Origin of the sequence: Amycolatopsis sp. NPDC006131, assembly GCF_040614175.1 — a bacterium.
Classification (GTDB): domain Bacteria; phylum Actinomycetota; class Actinomycetes; order Mycobacteriales; family Pseudonocardiaceae; genus Amycolatopsis_E; species Amycolatopsis_E tucumanensis.
Window position 1 is genome coordinate 1 of the sequence record NZ_JBEXTX010000070.1, and the last position, 15,650, is coordinate 15,650.

At 70.9% G+C, this 15,650-nt stretch carries 18 protein-coding genes; 15 read left to right on the forward strand and 3 right to left on the reverse strand.

Going from position 1 to position 15,650, the window contains the following annotated elements; translation table 11 throughout:
- Positions 1-108 precede the first annotated feature (108 nt).
- Both ABZ215_RS29115 and ABZ215_RS29120 read right to left on the reverse strand, forming a co-directional pair.
- Positions 109-1,383, reverse strand: a complete 1,275-nt coding sequence (locus ABZ215_RS29115) for a DUF11 domain-containing protein (protein ID WP_354953106.1) — start codon at positions 1,381-1,383, stop codon at positions 109-111.
- A gap of 151 nt (positions 1,384-1,534) precedes the next feature.
- Positions 1,535-2,191, reverse strand: a complete 657-nt coding sequence (locus ABZ215_RS29120; RefSeq protein WP_354953192.1) for a GntR family transcriptional regulator — start codon at positions 2,189-2,191, stop codon at positions 1,535-1,537.
- A 134-nt stretch (positions 2,192-2,325) separates the two neighbouring features.
- Between ABZ215_RS29120 and ABZ215_RS29125 the strand changes: the two genes are divergently transcribed.
- From ABZ215_RS29125 to ABZ215_RS29135, 3 genes are all read left to right on the forward strand, one after another.
- Complete coding sequence (locus ABZ215_RS29125; protein WP_354953108.1) at positions 2,326-2,865, forward strand: YbhB/YbcL family Raf kinase inhibitor-like protein; 540 nt, start codon at positions 2,326-2,328, stop codon at positions 2,863-2,865.
- A gap of 8 nt (positions 2,866-2,873) precedes the next feature.
- Complete coding sequence (locus ABZ215_RS29130) at positions 2,874-3,557, forward strand: metal-dependent transcriptional regulator (RefSeq protein ID WP_354953110.1); 684 nt, start codon at positions 2,874-2,876, stop codon at positions 3,555-3,557.
- A 299-nt stretch (positions 3,558-3,856) separates the two neighbouring features.
- On the forward strand, positions 3,857-4,060 hold the full coding sequence (locus ABZ215_RS29135) for a hypothetical protein (protein WP_354953112.1): 204 nt from the start codon (positions 3,857-3,859) through the stop codon (positions 4,058-4,060).
- Positions 4,061-4,200: 140 nt separating this feature from the next.
- Here ABZ215_RS29135 and ABZ215_RS29140 read toward each other — a convergent pair whose 3' ends face one another.
- Positions 4,201-5,223: a VOC family protein gene (locus tag ABZ215_RS29140; protein ID WP_354953114.1), complete on the reverse strand. Its 1,023-nt coding sequence runs from the start codon at positions 5,221-5,223 to the stop codon at positions 4,201-4,203.
- A 200-nt stretch (positions 5,224-5,423) separates the two neighbouring features.
- On the opposite strand from ABZ215_RS29140, the gene ABZ215_RS29145 reads away from it, so the two are divergent.
- The 12 genes from ABZ215_RS29145 to ABZ215_RS29200 all read left to right on the forward strand — a co-directional run bounded on the left by ABZ215_RS29145 (position 5,424) and on the right by ABZ215_RS29200 (position 15,650).
- Positions 5,424-6,305, forward strand: coding sequence for an acetaldehyde dehydrogenase (acetylating) (locus ABZ215_RS29145; protein WP_354953116.1), 882 nt, complete (start codon positions 5,424-5,426; stop codon positions 6,303-6,305).
- Positions 6,302-7,327, forward strand: a complete 1,026-nt coding sequence (gene dmpG, locus ABZ215_RS29150) for a 4-hydroxy-2-oxovalerate aldolase (protein ID WP_354953118.1) — start codon at positions 6,302-6,304, stop codon at positions 7,325-7,327. The genes ABZ215_RS29145 and dmpG overlap by 4 nt, the downstream gene beginning before the upstream one ends.
- Positions 7,324-8,784, forward strand: coding sequence for an aldehyde dehydrogenase (locus tag ABZ215_RS29155; RefSeq protein ID WP_354953119.1), 1,461 nt, complete (start codon positions 7,324-7,326; stop codon positions 8,782-8,784). The genes dmpG and ABZ215_RS29155 overlap by 4 nt, the downstream gene beginning before the upstream one ends.
- The gene (locus ABZ215_RS29160; protein WP_354953121.1) at positions 8,781-9,530 is read left to right on the forward strand and encodes an SDR family oxidoreductase; all 750 of its coding nucleotides are present in this window, start codon (positions 8,781-8,783) and stop codon (positions 9,528-9,530) included. The genes ABZ215_RS29155 and ABZ215_RS29160 overlap by 4 nt, the downstream gene beginning before the upstream one ends.
- Positions 9,531-9,544: 14 nt before the next feature.
- A complete protein-coding gene (locus tag ABZ215_RS29165) occupies positions 9,545-9,955 on the forward strand; it encodes a tautomerase family protein (protein ID WP_354953123.1) in 411 nt (136 codons plus the stop codon).
- A gap of 12 nt (positions 9,956-9,967) precedes the next feature.
- Entirely contained in the window at positions 9,968-10,759 is a 792-nt protein-coding gene (locus ABZ215_RS29170; RefSeq protein ID WP_354953125.1) for an IclR family transcriptional regulator, read from the forward strand.
- On the forward strand, positions 10,759-11,556 hold the full coding sequence (locus ABZ215_RS29175; protein ID WP_354953127.1) for a 2-keto-4-pentenoate hydratase: 798 nt from the start codon (positions 10,759-10,761) through the stop codon (positions 11,554-11,556). Before ABZ215_RS29170 ends, ABZ215_RS29175 begins: the two co-directional genes overlap by 1 nt.
- Positions 11,557-11,564: 8 nt before the next feature.
- Entirely contained in the window at positions 11,565-12,338 is a 774-nt protein-coding gene (locus ABZ215_RS29180; RefSeq protein ID WP_354953194.1) for a fumarylacetoacetate hydrolase family protein, read from the forward strand.
- 2 nt (positions 12,339-12,340) lie between these two features.
- Positions 12,341-12,553 carry a tautomerase family protein gene (locus tag ABZ215_RS29185; RefSeq protein ID WP_354953129.1) on the forward strand — a complete coding sequence of 71 codons (213 nt, stop codon included), beginning with the start codon at positions 12,341-12,343 and terminating at the stop codon, positions 12,551-12,553.
- Between the two features lies 1 nt (position 12,554).
- Positions 12,555-13,805, forward strand: coding sequence for an acyl-CoA dehydrogenase family protein (locus ABZ215_RS29190; RefSeq protein WP_354953131.1), 1,251 nt, complete (start codon positions 12,555-12,557; stop codon positions 13,803-13,805).
- A gap of 195 nt (positions 13,806-14,000) precedes the next feature.
- Entirely contained in the window at positions 14,001-15,302 is a 1,302-nt protein-coding gene (locus ABZ215_RS29195; RefSeq protein ID WP_354953133.1) for a cytochrome P450, read from the forward strand.
- An 81-nt stretch (positions 15,303-15,383) separates the two neighbouring features.
- Positions 15,384-15,650, forward strand: coding sequence for a 4Fe-4S binding protein (locus ABZ215_RS29200; protein WP_354953135.1), 267 nt, complete (start codon positions 15,384-15,386; stop codon positions 15,648-15,650).

Here is a 15,650-nt window from a genome sequence, read left to right on the forward strand (position 1 = left end):
AACCATTTTTTTGTTTTTTGGTTTGTGTTGTTCAGGGTTGCTTTTCGTTTGTGGTTGTTTGGGGCGGCCGCCTCCGGAAGGCAGGAGGCGGCAGCCCCGGGACTGAGGTCAGCGGACGCTGTTGCGGCGGCGGCGCAGCGCGAAACCGCCACCGGCGAGCGCCAACGCTCCCGCCGCCAGCGGCGCCGCGAACATCGGCACCACCACGGTCGTCACCGTGTTCGAGTTGTCGTTGTCCGGGTTCGGATCCTCCTCGTTGCCCCGCACCTTCGCGGTGTTGAACAGGGTCTCCACGCTGCCGTCGGCCGTGCCGGAGACCGTGATCGTCGTGCTGTCACCCACACCGAGCGAGCCGCCGGTGCAGGTCAGCACCATGTTCGCCACTCCGCAGCCGGGCGAACTCGTCGTCACGTTCGTCAGGCCCGCGGGAATCGAATCCGTCACGGTGTAGCCGGTCGACGTGCCCGGGCCGTTGTTCAGGACCGTGAGCGTGTAGGTGACGGTCTCACCGTTGTTCACCTGCGCCGGACCGTCCTTGATGATCCCCAGGTCCGTCGGCTGCGCGACGCACGAGGTCGCGTCGTTGCCGCCGGAGGCCGGGCCCGCCTGCGTGGAGATGATCTGGAAGGCCGGGCTCGCCGAGGCGGGGTTGGTCACCTGCAGCCGGTAGAGCGTGCCGTTGTTCTCGTACATGCCGAGGTCGCCGTTGCCGTAGGCGAACGCGCCGCCGAAGGTCCCGGCGGGCAGACCGGCGTTGAAGTTCTCGACCGCGCCGGTGTTCGGGTTGACCCGCGTGACGGTGCCGTTGGTCGCGACACCCCACAGGTAGCCGTCGGCGAACACGAAGTCGGCGTACGAGGTGCTGCCGTTGAGGTCGATGCGCTTGACCACGCTGTTCGTCACGGGGTTGACGACCCAGATGTACGGCGCGGTCCCCATCGTGACGTAGAAGTTGCCCTGGTCGTCGAACGTACCGACGTTGTAGCCGGTGATCGTCACCCCGTTGACGACGGTGCCGGGCGCGGGCAGCCCGGCCGGTGGGCCGAAACCGGTCGCGGTGCCGTCGGAGTTGATCCGCCACAGCCCGCCGTTGGTGCCCCGGATGCCGTAGAGGTAGTTGTCGACCGTGTTGTAACCGATCGCGTTGTAGTTGTCGATCGCCGGAGCCCCGATCGGGCTGAAGGTGATGTTGCCTTCGCCGAAGGTGCCGCCGTAGAGCTGTCCCTGCGTGTTGTTGTTCACCGCCTGCGCCAGGAAAACCTGGCCGGTGCAGACGAACGGCGCGGCCGACGCCGTGCCCGCGCCGGTGAACACCAACCCGCCCGCCATCGCGGACGCGGCCAGGGTCAGCATCCCCGCGCGCTTCAACTGTTGAACGACCACTGATCTTCCTTCCGGTGTGCGGAACGGTCATCCGGAAGGACAGGACGTCCTGGCGCGAACATGTCGCGTTCCCCCGCGAAGGGGAGGTCCGCCGGGGTGTCCTTTGTGGCTGTCGCCGCTCCTGCCGCTCGGGGCAAGGGGCGCCCGTTCGTCAGGTTCCCCGCGCGGGCTCCTGTCTGCCGTCGAGTGCGGCCGCGGTCATGGCGACGTGCCGGGCCAGTAGCTCGGCCGCGGTGTCGGCGTCGCGGGCCAGCGCCGCCTCCTCGAGCCGGCGGTGTTCGTCGGTGCCGTCCCGATCGGGATTGCGCTGCGTCGACCAGCGCCGGGCCAGTTCGCTCGCCGTCCACATCCGGTCGAACGTCTCCAGCAGGACCGGGTTGCCGCAACCTTCCAGCAGCGTGCGGTGGAAGACCCGGTGAGCCTCCGACCACTCGCTGCTGTAGTACTCGCCCTCCTCCGGCGCCCACACCGGGGTGCGGGCCAGGCGGTGGTGGGCGGCTCGCACACGGGCCTCCCAGTCGAGGTCTCCGCGTTCGATGGACATGCGCAGCACGGACGGCTCGACGATCTGGCGGGCTTCCGCGATCTGCTGCCAGCGGCGGTCCGAGAAGGTCACGACCGCGAAGCCGCGGTTGGGCAGCCGCTCGGCGAGCCCGTCGCCGACCAATTGCACGAGCGCCTCCCGCACGACCGCCAGGCTTACGCCCTGTTGCTGGGCGAGTTCCTGTGGTTTGAGGGCGGCCCCGGGGCCGTGCTCGCCGCGCATGATCGCGTCCCGAAGGTGGGCGTAGACCTGCTCGGAGAGCATCTGCTTCCCCGGTGCCCGGGATGTGGGTGCCATGCCCTAAGCATAGACGATCTAGCTGATAATCGATTATTCGTGCTATCATCGATCTCGTGCGGCGAAGTGCGCCGCCAACACGGTCTGAGAGGAATGACGCGATGAGCGCCAACGACCCGTTCGCCCGCCTCCCGGAGGTGGCCTCCTTCACGCTCACCAGCACCACCGTCGCCGACGGTGCCGCCTGGTCGCGCGAGCAGTACTCCGGCCTCTTCGGAGTGCCGGACGGGAAGGACGTGTCCCCGCAGTTGTCCTGGCGCGGGGCCCCGGAGGGCACCAAGAGCTACGCCGTCACCGTCTACGACCCCGACGCTCCCACCGGTTCGGGCTTCTGGCACTGGGCGGTCGCCGACATTCCCGCCGCGGTCACCGAGCTGCCCGAGGGTGCCGGCGACGACTCCGGTTCGAGCCTGCCCGCGGGCGCTTTCCAGCTGCGCAACGACGCCGGTCTGGCCCGCTTCATCGGCGCCGCGCCGCCCGCCGGGCACGGGCCGCACCGCTACTTCGTCGTGGTGCACGCCCTCGACGTGGAGTCCGTGGGCGTCGCGGCCGACGCCACGCCCGCCGTCCTCGGCTTCACCATGTCCGGGCACACCCTCGGCCGCGCGGTCCTGATCGCCACCGCCGAAATCCCCGCTTGACGGGCAGCATGTCCGGACGGATCGGCACCACGGAGATGTACCTGCGCGTCATCCTGGAGCTCGAGGAGGAAGGCGTGGTCCCCAGGCGAGCGCGCCTCGCCGAGCGCCTGCACCGGAGTGGCCCCGCCGTGAGCCAGACCGTCGCTCGCATGGAGCGCGACGGCCTGCTCCACGTCGCCGCCGACCGGCGCCTCGAGCTGACGGCGGAGGGCAGGCGGATTGCCACACGTGTGCTGCGCAGGCACCGGCTCGCGGAGTGCCTGCTGGTCGAGGTGATCGGGCTGGAGTGGGAGCACGTCCATGCCGAAGCGGCGCGCTGGGAGCACGTGATGAGCGAGGCCGTCGAACGCCGCTTCCTGGAGCTGCTGCGTCATCCGACGGCGTCGCCCTACGGCAACCCCATCCCGGGCCTGGAGGAACTCGGCGGAACGAGTGGCAATGTCGACGAGACCACGCTCAGCCTCAGCGCGCTGGAGCCAGGACCGAGCGGTGCCAGCGCGCTCGTGCACCGCATCGGGGAGCGGATCCAAGCGGACACCCGGCTCCTGAACAGTTTGCGGCGCGCCGGGGTGCGGCCCGGCGCGGTCGTGAGCGTGAGGTCGTCACCCCACGGGGTGTTCGTCGGCACCGGCGGGGAGACCGCCGAACTCCGCCCGCAGACCGCGTCGCACGTCTACGTGGTCAAGCGGTGACCTGGCTCGTCGGGCCGGCAACGGGGCCGGCTCCGATGAGGTGGCCTGATTGGTTCGGGCCCAGCGCCGCGAACGAAGGGAGGTGGAGACATGAGGTGGCCGGATCATGGCAGGCCGCTTCCCGATGACGAACTCGCGACATCGGCGCGTGGGTCGCGTTCTCCCTCGCCCTCGGCTTCGAGACCCACCTGCACCGGGTCGCACTGCTCGACGCCGGGATACGCGGGATCACGCTCCCGGAGACGATTCCCACCGATCCGGATCGGGCGTGGAAAACCTGGCAGTTCGCGTGCCACACCGTGCCCGATCTGCCCGAGGTGCTGCTCGCCGGCCGCGAACGGGACTACATCGGCTGGTTCCTGACCGCGAAGGCCTTGTCTCCCGAAACGTTCGACGACGCCGAGCTCGACCACGACGCCGCGGCCGTCGCCGCCGACAGTGGCCTGCGCGCTTCGGCCGCCTCCCTCAGCCCTGGGCCGAGGACACCACCGGAATCGTCGTGACCGGCGCCGGGCACTTCATCCCCGACGAGCAACCCGACGCCGTCGCCGACGCGCTGGCCGGCTTCCTCGCCGATGCCCGCTGACGCCCGCCGTGGATTCGTGCGCGAGGGCCGGGCGAGCGCGGCCCTCGCGCACCGGGATCAGCCGACGACGGCCGGTTCCGGGGCCGGCGGCTTCGGGGCGTCGGCCAGGTGCTCGACCAGCGGCTTGGTCGGCGGGGTGCCGTAGGTGAAGTACGTTTCCCACGGCAGCTTCGCGCCGCCGATGGCCAGGCCCGTGTCGATGTCGGACATCAGCCATGTCTTGGTCTCCGAGTCCGGCTCCAGGTGCAGGTAACCGGGCTCGCCGAACAGTTCGATCCGGTTGCCGCCGGGCTCGAACACGTACAGGAACGCGCCCTGGGTGATGCCGTGCCGGTCCGGGCCCGCCTCGATGGTGATGTCGTACTCGCGGAACATCTCCGCGGCGTCGATGTTGTGCTGCTGGATGCCGTAGTAGAAGGCGGCGTGGTGCAGCCGGCCGTGGGCGCCCAGGTTGTCGCGCATGATGGCGACCTCGTGGCCGAGGACGTTGGTGCTCAGCCAGGCGCCGAACTCGACGTCGCCCTCGACCACCCGTTCCCGGGTGCGGAAGCCCAGGTACCGCTCCAGCGACTGCTTGACCGGGGTGACGTCGCTGGCCAGCAGGTTGAGGTGGTCGATCCGCTTGATCGGGATGCCCTTGAGCGGCTTCTTCGACGCGCGGGTGAGGATCTTGCTCCGCAGCTCCGGCGGGGCCTGGTACTTCTCGGCCTCCCACACCACCTGCAGGTCGTGCCCGTCGGGCGAGGTGAACTGCAGCGTCTTGCCGTAGCCGAGGTCGCCGTCGAGCCACCGATGGTCGAGGTTGCCGTCCTTGATCGCCCGGTAGCGGCGCTCCAGCGCCTCCGGTGAGGACGCTCGCAACGCGGCGTGATTCATCCGCGGCTCCGGGCCTTCGGTGACTTTCAGGCTCCACTGGTAGGGGTCCTCGTAGCCGCGCAGGTAGACCGACTGGCCCTCGCGGTGGGTCTCGTACATCCCCAGCAGCTCGGTGAAGAACCACAGCGTCCCGTCGGGGTCCGGGGTCACCAGTTCGACGCGGGCCAGGTGCGCGATCTCGTGCCGGATGTCGTGCTCACTCACTCGAATTCTCCTTCGCCACGGTGCGTTGGGGCCGATGGTGAACCGGTGGCCGGGCCCGCGGCACCACTGGTTCGCCCATCCTGGACGGCTTTCCGGCGCGGCGGCGCGCTGTTCGGATATCCGGGATCGCCGTTGTCGGGGGCCCGCCGCCACGGGAATGTCACCGCCGGACGAAGTTGCACTGGAAGGGCGGAGCGCACATGGCGCCACGAGTGGAAGCGGCGATCGTCGGCTCGGGGAACATCGGTACGGACTTGCTCTACAAGCTCCGCCGGTCCGAGCTGATCGAGCCGCGGTACATGGTCGGCATCGATCCCGGCAGCGAGGGCCTGAAACGGGCACGAGACATGGGGCTGGAGGTGTCCGCCGACGGCGTGGACTGGCTGTTGTCCCGGCCGGAGGCGCCGGCGCTGGTGTTCGAAGCGACGTCGGCGAAGGTGCACGCCGCCGCCGCGCCGCGCTACGCCGAGGCGGGCATCACGGCGATCGACCTGACCCCGGCGTCGGTCGGGCCGTACGTCGTGCCCGCGGTGAACCTGGACGAGCACCTCGGCGCGCCCAACGTCAACATGGTCAGCTGCGCGGGGCAGGCCACCATCCCGATCCTCTACGCCGTCGACCAGGCCGCGGACGTGTCCTACGGCGAGATCGTCGCGGCCATCGCCAGTGCGAGCGCGGGCCCGGGCACGCGGCAGAACCTGAGCGAGTTCAGCGAGAAGACCGGCCGGGCGCTGGCCGCGGTCGCCGGTGCCGACTCGGCCAAGGCGATCTCGGTCATCAACCCGGCCGAACCGCCGATGATCATGCGCGACACCGTTTACGCCCGCGTCCGGGAGCCGGACGCGGCGCGCATCGAGCAGGCGGTGCGGGACATGGTCGCCAAGGTGCAGGAGTACGTGCCCGGCTACCGCCTCCGCCTCGTCGAGGTCGACGGCGACCTGGTGACGGTCATGCTCGACGTCGAAGGCGCGGGCGACTTCCTGCCGACGTATGCGGGAAACCTCGACATCATCACCGCCGCGGCTGTCCAGGTGGGCGAAGCCGTGGCGCGCAAGGCAGCCCGGGAAGGAGCGGCGGCATGACCGGCGGGCAGCGGATCCACCTCGTCGACACGAGCCTGCGGGACGGGATGAGCAGCGTCTCGCACAAGTTCACCACCGACCAGGTGGCGGCGGTGGCCCGTGGCCTGGACGCGGCCGGTGTCCGGACCATCGAGGTGGCGCACGGCATCGGGCTCGGCGCGTCGTCCATCCAGTACGGCTTCGCCGCCGCCAGCGACCCGGACTACGTGCGCGCCGCCGTGGAGGCCGTCGCCGACGCCGACATCGCGGTCCTCTACGTGCCCGGCATCGCCACGCTCACCGAACTGGACCGGGCGCACGAGGCCGGCGCCGGCACCGTGCGCGTGGCGGTCCACTGCACCGAAGCCGACTGCGCCGAGCAGCCGATCGTGCACGCCCGCGAGCGCGGCATGCGGGTCATGAGCTTCCTGATGATGAGCCACAAACTCCCGCCGGCGCAGCTCGCCGAGCAGGCCGCCAAGCTGGACTCCTACGGCGCGCAGGTGGTCTACGTCGTCGACTCCGCCGGTGCGCTCGTGCCGCGCGGGGCGGGGGAGCGGGTCAAGGCGTTGCGTGAGGCGATCTCGGCGGACATCGGCTTCCACGCGCACAACAACCTGGGCGTTGGGATCGGCAACGCGCTCGCCGCGGTCGAGAACGGCGCGCTGTACATCGACGGGTCGCTGCGCGGTCTGGGCGCCAGCGCGGGCAACGCGCAGACCGAGGTGCTGGCCGCGGCGCTCGAACGCGCCGGCTACGACACCGGGGTCGACCTGTTCCCCCTCGTCGACACCGCCGAGCGGGTCATGGCGCCCATGATGACGCAACCGCAGATCATCGACGAGACCGCGCTGATCCTCGGCTACGCCGGGGTGTACTCGACCTTCTTCCACCCCACGAAGCGGGCGGCGAAGAAGTACGGCGTGCCCGAGCGGGACATCCTGATGGAGCTGGGCCGCCGGGGCGTGATCGGCGGCCAGGAGGACATGATCATCGATGTCGCCGCCCAGCTGGCGGGCCGTTCCGAGGTGGTGGGGGCATGACGGCGCACGAGGTCCGCCACCTCATCGGTCCGGAGTGGACCGGCGGCGACGGGGGGACGTTCGAGACCCGGGACCCGCACGACGGCAGCCTGCTGGGCACCGTCGCGCGCGGCTCGGCCAAGGACGGCGTGCGCGCGATCGAAGCCGCGCGGCAGGCGTTCGACACCGGACCCTGGCCGCGGATGTCGCCGAAGGAACGCGCGAAGATCCTGCACGCCGTCGCCGACGCGGTCGAGGCGCACGTCGGTGAGCTGGCCGAGCTCGAATGCCGCGACGCGGGCAAGAACATCGGCCACCTCACCCACGCCGAGATCCCGCGGGTGGCGCACAACTTCCGCTTCTTCGCCGACTACGCGGCGCTGGCGGCCAACGACGCCTACCCCGACGGCGACCTGCTGTCCTACGTGCTCTACCCGCCCGCGGGTGTGGTCACCGCGATCAGCCCGTGGAACGCGCCGCTCATGCTGGCCACCTGGAAGATCGCGCCCGCGCTCGCCTTCGGCAACACCGCGGTCCTCAAGCCCGCGCCGCAGACCCCGCTCACCGCGCACCGCTTCGGCGAGCTGGCGCTGGAGGCCGGGCTGCCCCCGGGGGTGCTCAACATCGTGCACGGTTTCGGCGGGGACGAGGTCGCCGGCCCGCTGACCACCGATCCCCGCGTGGACCGGATCACCTTCACCGGCTCCAGCGCGACCGGGGCGAAGATCCTCGCCGCGGCGGCGCCGAACCTGACCCCGGTGTCCGCTGAACTCGGCGGCAAGTCGGCGAACATCGTCTTCGACGACGCCGACCTGTCCGTCGCGGTGCCCGAGTCGGTCAAGGCGATCTTCGCCGGCAACGGGCAGGTCTGTCTGGCCGGCTCGCGGCTGTTCGTGCAGCGCGGGATCCACGACGAGTTCCTGGCCGCCTTCACCGCGGCCGCGCGGAAACTCACGATCGGCGACCCGAAGAACCCGGCCAACATCATGGGCCCGCTGATCGAACAGCGGCACCTGGACAAGGTGCACGGCTATGTCGAACTCGCCCAGCGCGAAGGCGGATCCGTGGTCACCGGGGGCGAACGGGCGCGCGGCACCGGGCTGGACGACGGCTTCTACTACCGCCCGACGATCATCACCGGCCTGACCAACGACACTCGCACCGCGCAGGAGGAGATCTTCGGCCCGGTGCAGACCGTCATCCCGTTCGACACCGAGGAGGAAGCGCTCACGCTGGCCAACACGAGCCCGTACGGCCTGGCGGGCGTGCTGTTCACCACGAACCTCGACCGCGCGCACCGCATGGTGCGGCGGTGGAAGGCGGGGATGGTGTGGGTCAACTGCTTCTACGAGCGTGACCTGCGGCTGCCGTTCGGGGGCGAGGGGATCAGCGGCCTGGGCCGGGAAGGCGGCCAGTACTCGCGCGAGTTCTTCACCGAGCCGCGCGCGGTGACGTTGCGCATCCGGGGTGGGGCGTGACAACCGGGCAGGCGGTGGTCGTCGGGGCGACGGGGACGCTCGGAGCGGCGATCGTGAACCGGTTCACCGGCCGGGGCGTCCCGGTCGTCGCCGTGGCGCGCGACTCCGCGGCGCTCGGCCAGCTCGCCTCCGGTGCGTCCCTGATCACCGCGTGCGCGGCGGACATCGCCGACGACTCGGCGATCGAGCGGATCGGTGCGGCGCTGACCGGGCCGGTGCGCATCGCGGTGTTCGCCCCGGGCCTCGGCGCGCACGGATCGGTGGACTCGATCCGGCCGCGAGCACTGGCCGAGGCGGCCGAGATCAAGCTCGGTGGGCTCGTCCGGCTGCTCCGCGCGGTGCGCGACCGGCTCACGAGTGGCTCACGGTTCGTGGCGTTCGCCGGTTCGCTGGGCGCGGAACCGAAACCGCACACCGCGGTGCAGGGCGCGGTCAACGCCGGCGTGTTCAACCTGATGCGCCAGATCGCCGACCGCTACGGTCCGCTCGGCGTGACCACGCACGTGATCGCCCCGGGACCGGTGGACAGCCCGCGCCTGCGTGCGCTGGTCACCTCCGCCGCGCGGGAACGGGGCACGTCGTTCGAGGAGGTTTGGCAGCAGTACCAGCGGGAGCCCTCCCGCGGCGCCCTGCCCACGGTCGCCGAGGTCGCGTGGGCGGTCGAGCTGCTGCTCGACCCCGAGGCCGCGGTGCTGCACGGCGGGGTGCTCACGCTCGACGGCGGCGTTCGCCGGGGACTTCTGTAGGAGGGACGCGGCTGATGCCGGTCGTTCAATTCCACCTCGAAGACGGCTCGCTCGACGACGAGCGGGCGGCCGACCTGCTCCGGCGGGCGAGCAGGCTATACGCGGAGGTGCTCGGCTCGCCGGTCGAGCGGGTGCGGGCCTTCGTGGTCCCACACCGTCCACAGTGGTGCGCGGTGGGCGGCGAGGTGCTGTCCGAGGGCGGTTCCGGGCTCGCGTACTTCACCGCGATCGTGCTGACCGGACGGCCCGCGGACCAGCAGGCGCGGTTGCTGGCCGGGTTCACCGACCTGCTGGTCGGTGTGGCCGGAGTACCGCGGGAGCAGGTGCGTGGCCGGATCGAGCAGGTGCGGCCGCAGGACTGGGGCATCGGCGGTGTGCCGGCCGCCCAGGTGCGAGCGGACGAGATCGCCGCACGGGCGCGGTAGGCGGAGCATCGCATGTTGCAGACCATCCAGAAGATCGGGCCGGTGCTCGACCTGTTCACCCCGGAGCGGCCCGAGTGGGGCGTGGCCGAGGTCGCCGAAAAGCTCGGCCTGCCCAGGTCGAGCACCCACGCGATCCTCGCCAGCCTCGCCGGCACCGGACTGCTGGCGCCCACCGCCCGCGGCAGGTACCGGATCGGGTGGCGGATCGCCGAGCTCTCCGAAACGCTGCGCGCCTCGCTCGATGTGCGTGCTCAGGCGGCGCCGGTGTTGCAGGACCTGGTCGGCACCTTCGGCGAAACCGTGCACCTCGCGGTGATGGAACGCGACAAGGTGCTCTACGTCGACAAGATCGTCGGCAACCACATGGTGAACGTGCTCGGCGCCCGCGTCGGCGCCCAGCTGGACGCCCACTGCACCGCCGTGGGCAAGGTACTGCTCGCCCAGCGTGACCCGGCCGACCTCGACCGGTGGCTCGCGCAGGCGGAGCTGCGCCGGCTCACCCCGGCGACCATCACCGATCCCGCCATGCTGCGCAACGAACTCCACCAGGTGCGCGTGGCCGGCTGCGCGTTCGACGTCGGCGAAGCCGTCGCGGAAGTCCACTGCGTGGCCGCGCCGGTCACCGACGACCGCGGAGTCGTGGTGGCCGCGGTGAGCATGACGGTGCCCGCCAGCCGGTTCCTGCCCCGCAAGGCCGAACTCAAGCGCGCGGTCGTGGCCGCCGGGGGCCGGATCTCGGCCCGGATCGCCGCCGCGACCGGCGCCGCGCCCAGACCCGCCCGCCGACGAAAGGGAACACGCTGATGGACGACAACCAGGTCGCCGGGGCCGCGGAGCGGCTGCTGGCGGCCTACGACACCGGGAAACCGGTCCGTCCGGTGATCGAGGACCACCCGGACGCGACGATCCAGGACGCCTACCGGATCCAGCAGCACCAGGTGCGGGTGTGGACCGCGCGCGGCGAGACCGTCCGCGGCCACAAGGTGGGACTGGCCTCCCGGGCGATCCAACGGCAGATGGGCGTGGACCAGCCCGACTTCGGCCACCTGACCGCGGGCATGTTCCACCTGGAGCACGACCCGATCCCGGCCGCGACGTTCCTCCAGCCGCGGATCGAGCCGGAGATCGCCTTCGTCCTGGGCAGGCGGCTGGAGGGGCCGGGCGTCACCGTCGCCGACGCGGTCCGCGCGGTGGACTGCGTGCTGCCCGCGCTGGAGATCGTCGACTCGCGCATCCAGGACTGGCGCATCTCCATCGTCGACACCATCGCCGACAACGCCTCCTCCGGTGGGGTGGTCCTGGGCAGCACCCCCTCGCGCCTGTCCGATGTGGACCTGCGCATGGCAGGCTGCGTGCTGTACCGCAACGGGCAGGTCGCCGCGACCGGCGCGGGCGGAGCGGTGCTCGGCTCGCCGCTGAAGGCGCTGGTGTGGCTGGCCAACACCGTCGGCCCGCTGGGCACCGCGCTCGAACCCGGTCATGTCGTGCTGCCCGGGTCGATGACCAGGGCGATCCCGATGGACGCCGGGGACACGGTGGTGACCAGCATCGCCGGCGTCGGCACTGTCACCGCCGTCCTGTCCACCGAGGAGGAAGCGTGAGCACCAGCATGGACGTGCGGACCGCCGCGGAGGTGCTCCTCGGCGCGGAAAGCGCCGCGACCGCCCGTGGTCCGATCACCGAGCAGTGGCCCGGTCTCGACCTGCGCACCGCCTACGCGATCCAGGACGAGGCGCTGCGGCTGCGGCGGCAGCGCGGCGAAACGCTGATCGGGGTGAAGCTCGGCCTCACCTCCCGCGCGAAGCAGCAGCGGATGGGTATCGACTCGCCGTCGCTGGCCTGGCTCACCGACGCGATGGTGCTGCCCGCGGGCGATCCGGTGCCGCGGGAGAGGATGATCCACCCGCGCGCCGAACCCGAGATCGTGTTCGTCCTGGGGCGCCGGCTCGCCGGGCCGGGCGTGACGGCGGCGACGGCGCTGGCCGCGGTGGAGCGGGTGCACGCCGGGATCGAACTCATCGACAGCCGCTACGCCGACTTCAAGTTCACGATGCCCGACGTCGTCGCGGACAACGGGTCGTCCGGGCTGTTCGTCACCGGCGGTGTCGGCCGTGCTCCGCGGGAGGTGGACCTCATCCACGAAGCCGTGCTGCTCGAAGTCGACGGGGACATCACCGACACGGCTACCGGCGCCGCCGTCCAGGGGCATCCCGCGGAGGCGCTGGCGCTGGCGGCGAACACGCTCGCCGAACGCGGCCTGGCGCTGGAAGCGGGGTGGATCGTGCTGACCGGCGGCATGACCGACGCGGTCCCGGTCCGCGCCGGCGCCCGGGTGGCCGCCCACTTCACCACCCTCGGCTCGATCACCGTGTCGGGAGGCTGACCATGCCGTTCATCGACGTCACCATCGGCGAAGGCCGCAGTCCGGAGACGGTGCGCGCGCTGATCGCCGCGCTGCACGACGCGGCCCACCACGCCCTCGGCGTGCCCGGGGAGAGCATCCGCATCTGCGTGCGGGAAACACCGTTGACCCACTACGCCGCGGGCGGGCGCACCATCGCCGAACGCCGCGCGGCCGAACAACCATCAGGGAACTGAAGTGACGACACTCGAAGACCCGAAGACCGCAACGGCCGGGCCGGAACGGATCGCCGACCGCCTCCACCACGACCTGCTGGCACCGGAGGAAACCCGGGAGGTCCGGCGCCGCGTCAGGGACGTCGCGCAGCGCGTTGTGGCACCCGTCGCGGCGCACATCGCCAACGGGGACGAGCGGACCGACGGGTTCCCCCGTGAGGTGTTCGACGCGCTGGCGGCCGAAGGCCTGTACCGGATCCCGTTCTCCCGCGACGTCGGCGGCGACGGCCTGGCGCACCCGGCGCTGGCGACCGCGGTCGCCGTCGAGGAGCTGGCCTACTACTCCAACAGCGTCGCCGCGATCTTCGACGTGCAGTGCATCCTCGCCGGCAACGCCCTCAACCAGGGCAGCGCCGAGCAGCGGCAGCGGTGGCTGAAACCGTTGGTGGCGGGGGAATTCGTGGGCGCCTTCGCCACCAGCGAGCCGGCCGCATCCAGCGACCTGTCGCCGCAGGCCGTCGCCACCGTGGCGACCCCGGCGGCAGGCGGCTGGGTGCTCAACGGTCGCAAACGCTGGATCACCAACTCCGTCGTGGCCGGGGTGATCGTGGTGCTGGCCCGCACCGGCGAACGGCTCTCGACGTTCGTCGTGCCGGCCTCGGCGGCGGGGGTGTCCATCGGGACGCCCGACCGCAAGCTCGGCAACAAGGGACAGATCACCGCTGACGTGATCCTCGACGACGTGCGCCTGGGTCCGGAACACCTGCTGGGGGAGGAAGGCGGCGGTCTCAAGGTCGCCCTGCAGACCCTCACCTACGGGCGCATCGGCATCGCCGCGGCGGGCGTGGGCATGGCGCAGGCCGCCTTCGACCACACCGCTGCCCACCTGGCCCGGCGGCACGCGTTCGGCGGCCCGCTGGCGGGCAAGCAGCACTGGCAGTTCCTGATGGCCGACCGGCTCACCGCGCTGACCGCGGCCAGGGACCTCTACGTCAAAGCGGCACTGCGGATGGACTCCGGCGTCCCGTTCCCGGAGCCGGAGGCCGCGATGGCGAAGGACTTCGGGACCCGCCTGTCGGTGGACATGGCCCGCGATGCCGTGCAGGCCTTCGGGGGCTTGGGGTTCACCTACCAGCGCGGCGCGGACGACGCCGCCGGGCCGGTCGAGGCGATCTACCGCGACTCCAAGATCGGCGAGATCTACGAAGGCGCCAACGAGGTCCAGAAATGGGTGATCGCACGGCAGATCTTCGGGCGCGACCTCACCGGATAGCGTGACCACACAAGGGCGGAGGCCCGGTCCCCGCACGGGGCCGGGCCTCCGCCGTTGCTGCCCCCGAGTCGTGATGCCCGGACAGCGGGACGATCCGGCGGGCCGTCGTCCGGGATGCCGGGATGTGCGTTGAGTCCCGCCGGGGCGGGCCCGATCCTCGTGACACAGCCCACGCAGACGAGGAGGTCTTGCAGGATGACCAGCACGGAGTCCACTCCCAGCACCACCGGGAAGTGCCCGGTGTCGCACATCGGGGAGTCGTTCGATCCGCTCGCCGCGAACGAGATGTACGAGTTCTACGCGAAGGCCCGCAAGGAGGAGCCGGTCTTCTACAGCCCGCAGCTGGACATGTGGGTGGTCACCCGGTACGACGACATCCTGCAGATCATGCAGGACACCGAGACGTTCTCGGCCGCCAACGTCCTCGAGCTCTACCAGGTCCCGTGCGAGGCGGCGCTGAACATCGTGGGCTCCTCCGGCGTGAAGATCGCCCCCAGCCTCGTCGACGAGGACCCGCCGGTCCACACCCGGCACCGCCAGGCGTTGCGGCGCCCCTTCACCCCGGAGCGGGTCAAAACCCTGGAGCCGATGATCCGCGAGTTCGTCGCCGACAAGATCGACGGTTTCATCAAGCGCGGCGAGGCCGACCTCATCGACGACTTCATGTACGAGGTCCCCGCCCTGGTGCTGTTCCGCATGATGGGCATCCCCGACTCGGACGTGCCCATCACCAAGCAGTTCATCAAGCGGCTGGCCGTGTTCGGGTTCGGGTTCCCCGACGAGGAGGAGCAGGTCGAGCAGGCCCAGAACCTGGCCGACTACTGGGGCTACATCAAGGGGCACATCGAACGGCTCCTCGCCGACCCGGGCGACGACGTGATGAGCCAGTTCATCGCCCAGCTGCAGCTGCCCAAGAACTCCGACCTGTGGGACCAGGACTACGTCCAGACCATCATGATGCAGCTGACCTTCGCCGGTCAGGAGACCACGGTCAACGCCTCCGGCGGCATGTACCGGGCGCTGCTGGAGAACCGCGACCAGTGGGAACTGCTGTGCGCCGACCCCAGCCTGGTGCCCAATGCCGTCGAGGAGAGCCTGCGTTTCTACACACCGGTGCCGCAGTGGAAGCGCATCACCACCAAGGCCACCACGCTGGGCGGCGTCGACCTGCCGGCCGGGCAGCGGCTGCTCATCGCCCTCGGTTCGGGCAACCACGACGACGCCGCGTTCGACGACGGTGACCGCTTCGACATCCGGCGGGACAACGCCAACAAGCACATGGCGTTCGGCTGGGGCCGGCACCGCTGCCTCGGCGAGGGCGTGGCCCGGCTGGAGATGCGCATCGCACTCGAGGAGACCGTGCGGCGCCTGCCCCACATGCAGCTCGTGCCGGGCCAGAGCTGGGAGTTCTCGCCCAACATCGGGCACCGCGGCCCGGAGCACGTGCACGTGACGTGGGACCCGGCCGCCAACCCGGTGCCGGCGGACCGCCCCTGAACCGATCGCCTCTGACCGACCGCCGGCGGGTGCCCCGTCACCCGCCGGCTCCCTCCAGCTGCACCCGAAGGACTCACAGCCATGACCTTTGTGATCACCGAGCGCTGCGTCGGCATCAAGGACACGTCCTGTGTGGAGAGCTGCCCGGTCGACGCCATCAAGCCCACGCTCGACGACGAGGAGTTCGACGACGTCGACCACCTGTTCATCGACCCGGCCACGTGCATCGACTGCGGCGCCTGCGTCCCGGCCTGCCCGAGCGACGCGATCTTCGCCGAAGCGGACGTGCCCGACCAGTGGAAGCACTACATCGCGAAGAACGCCGGCTACTTCGTCAAGGCCGGCTGA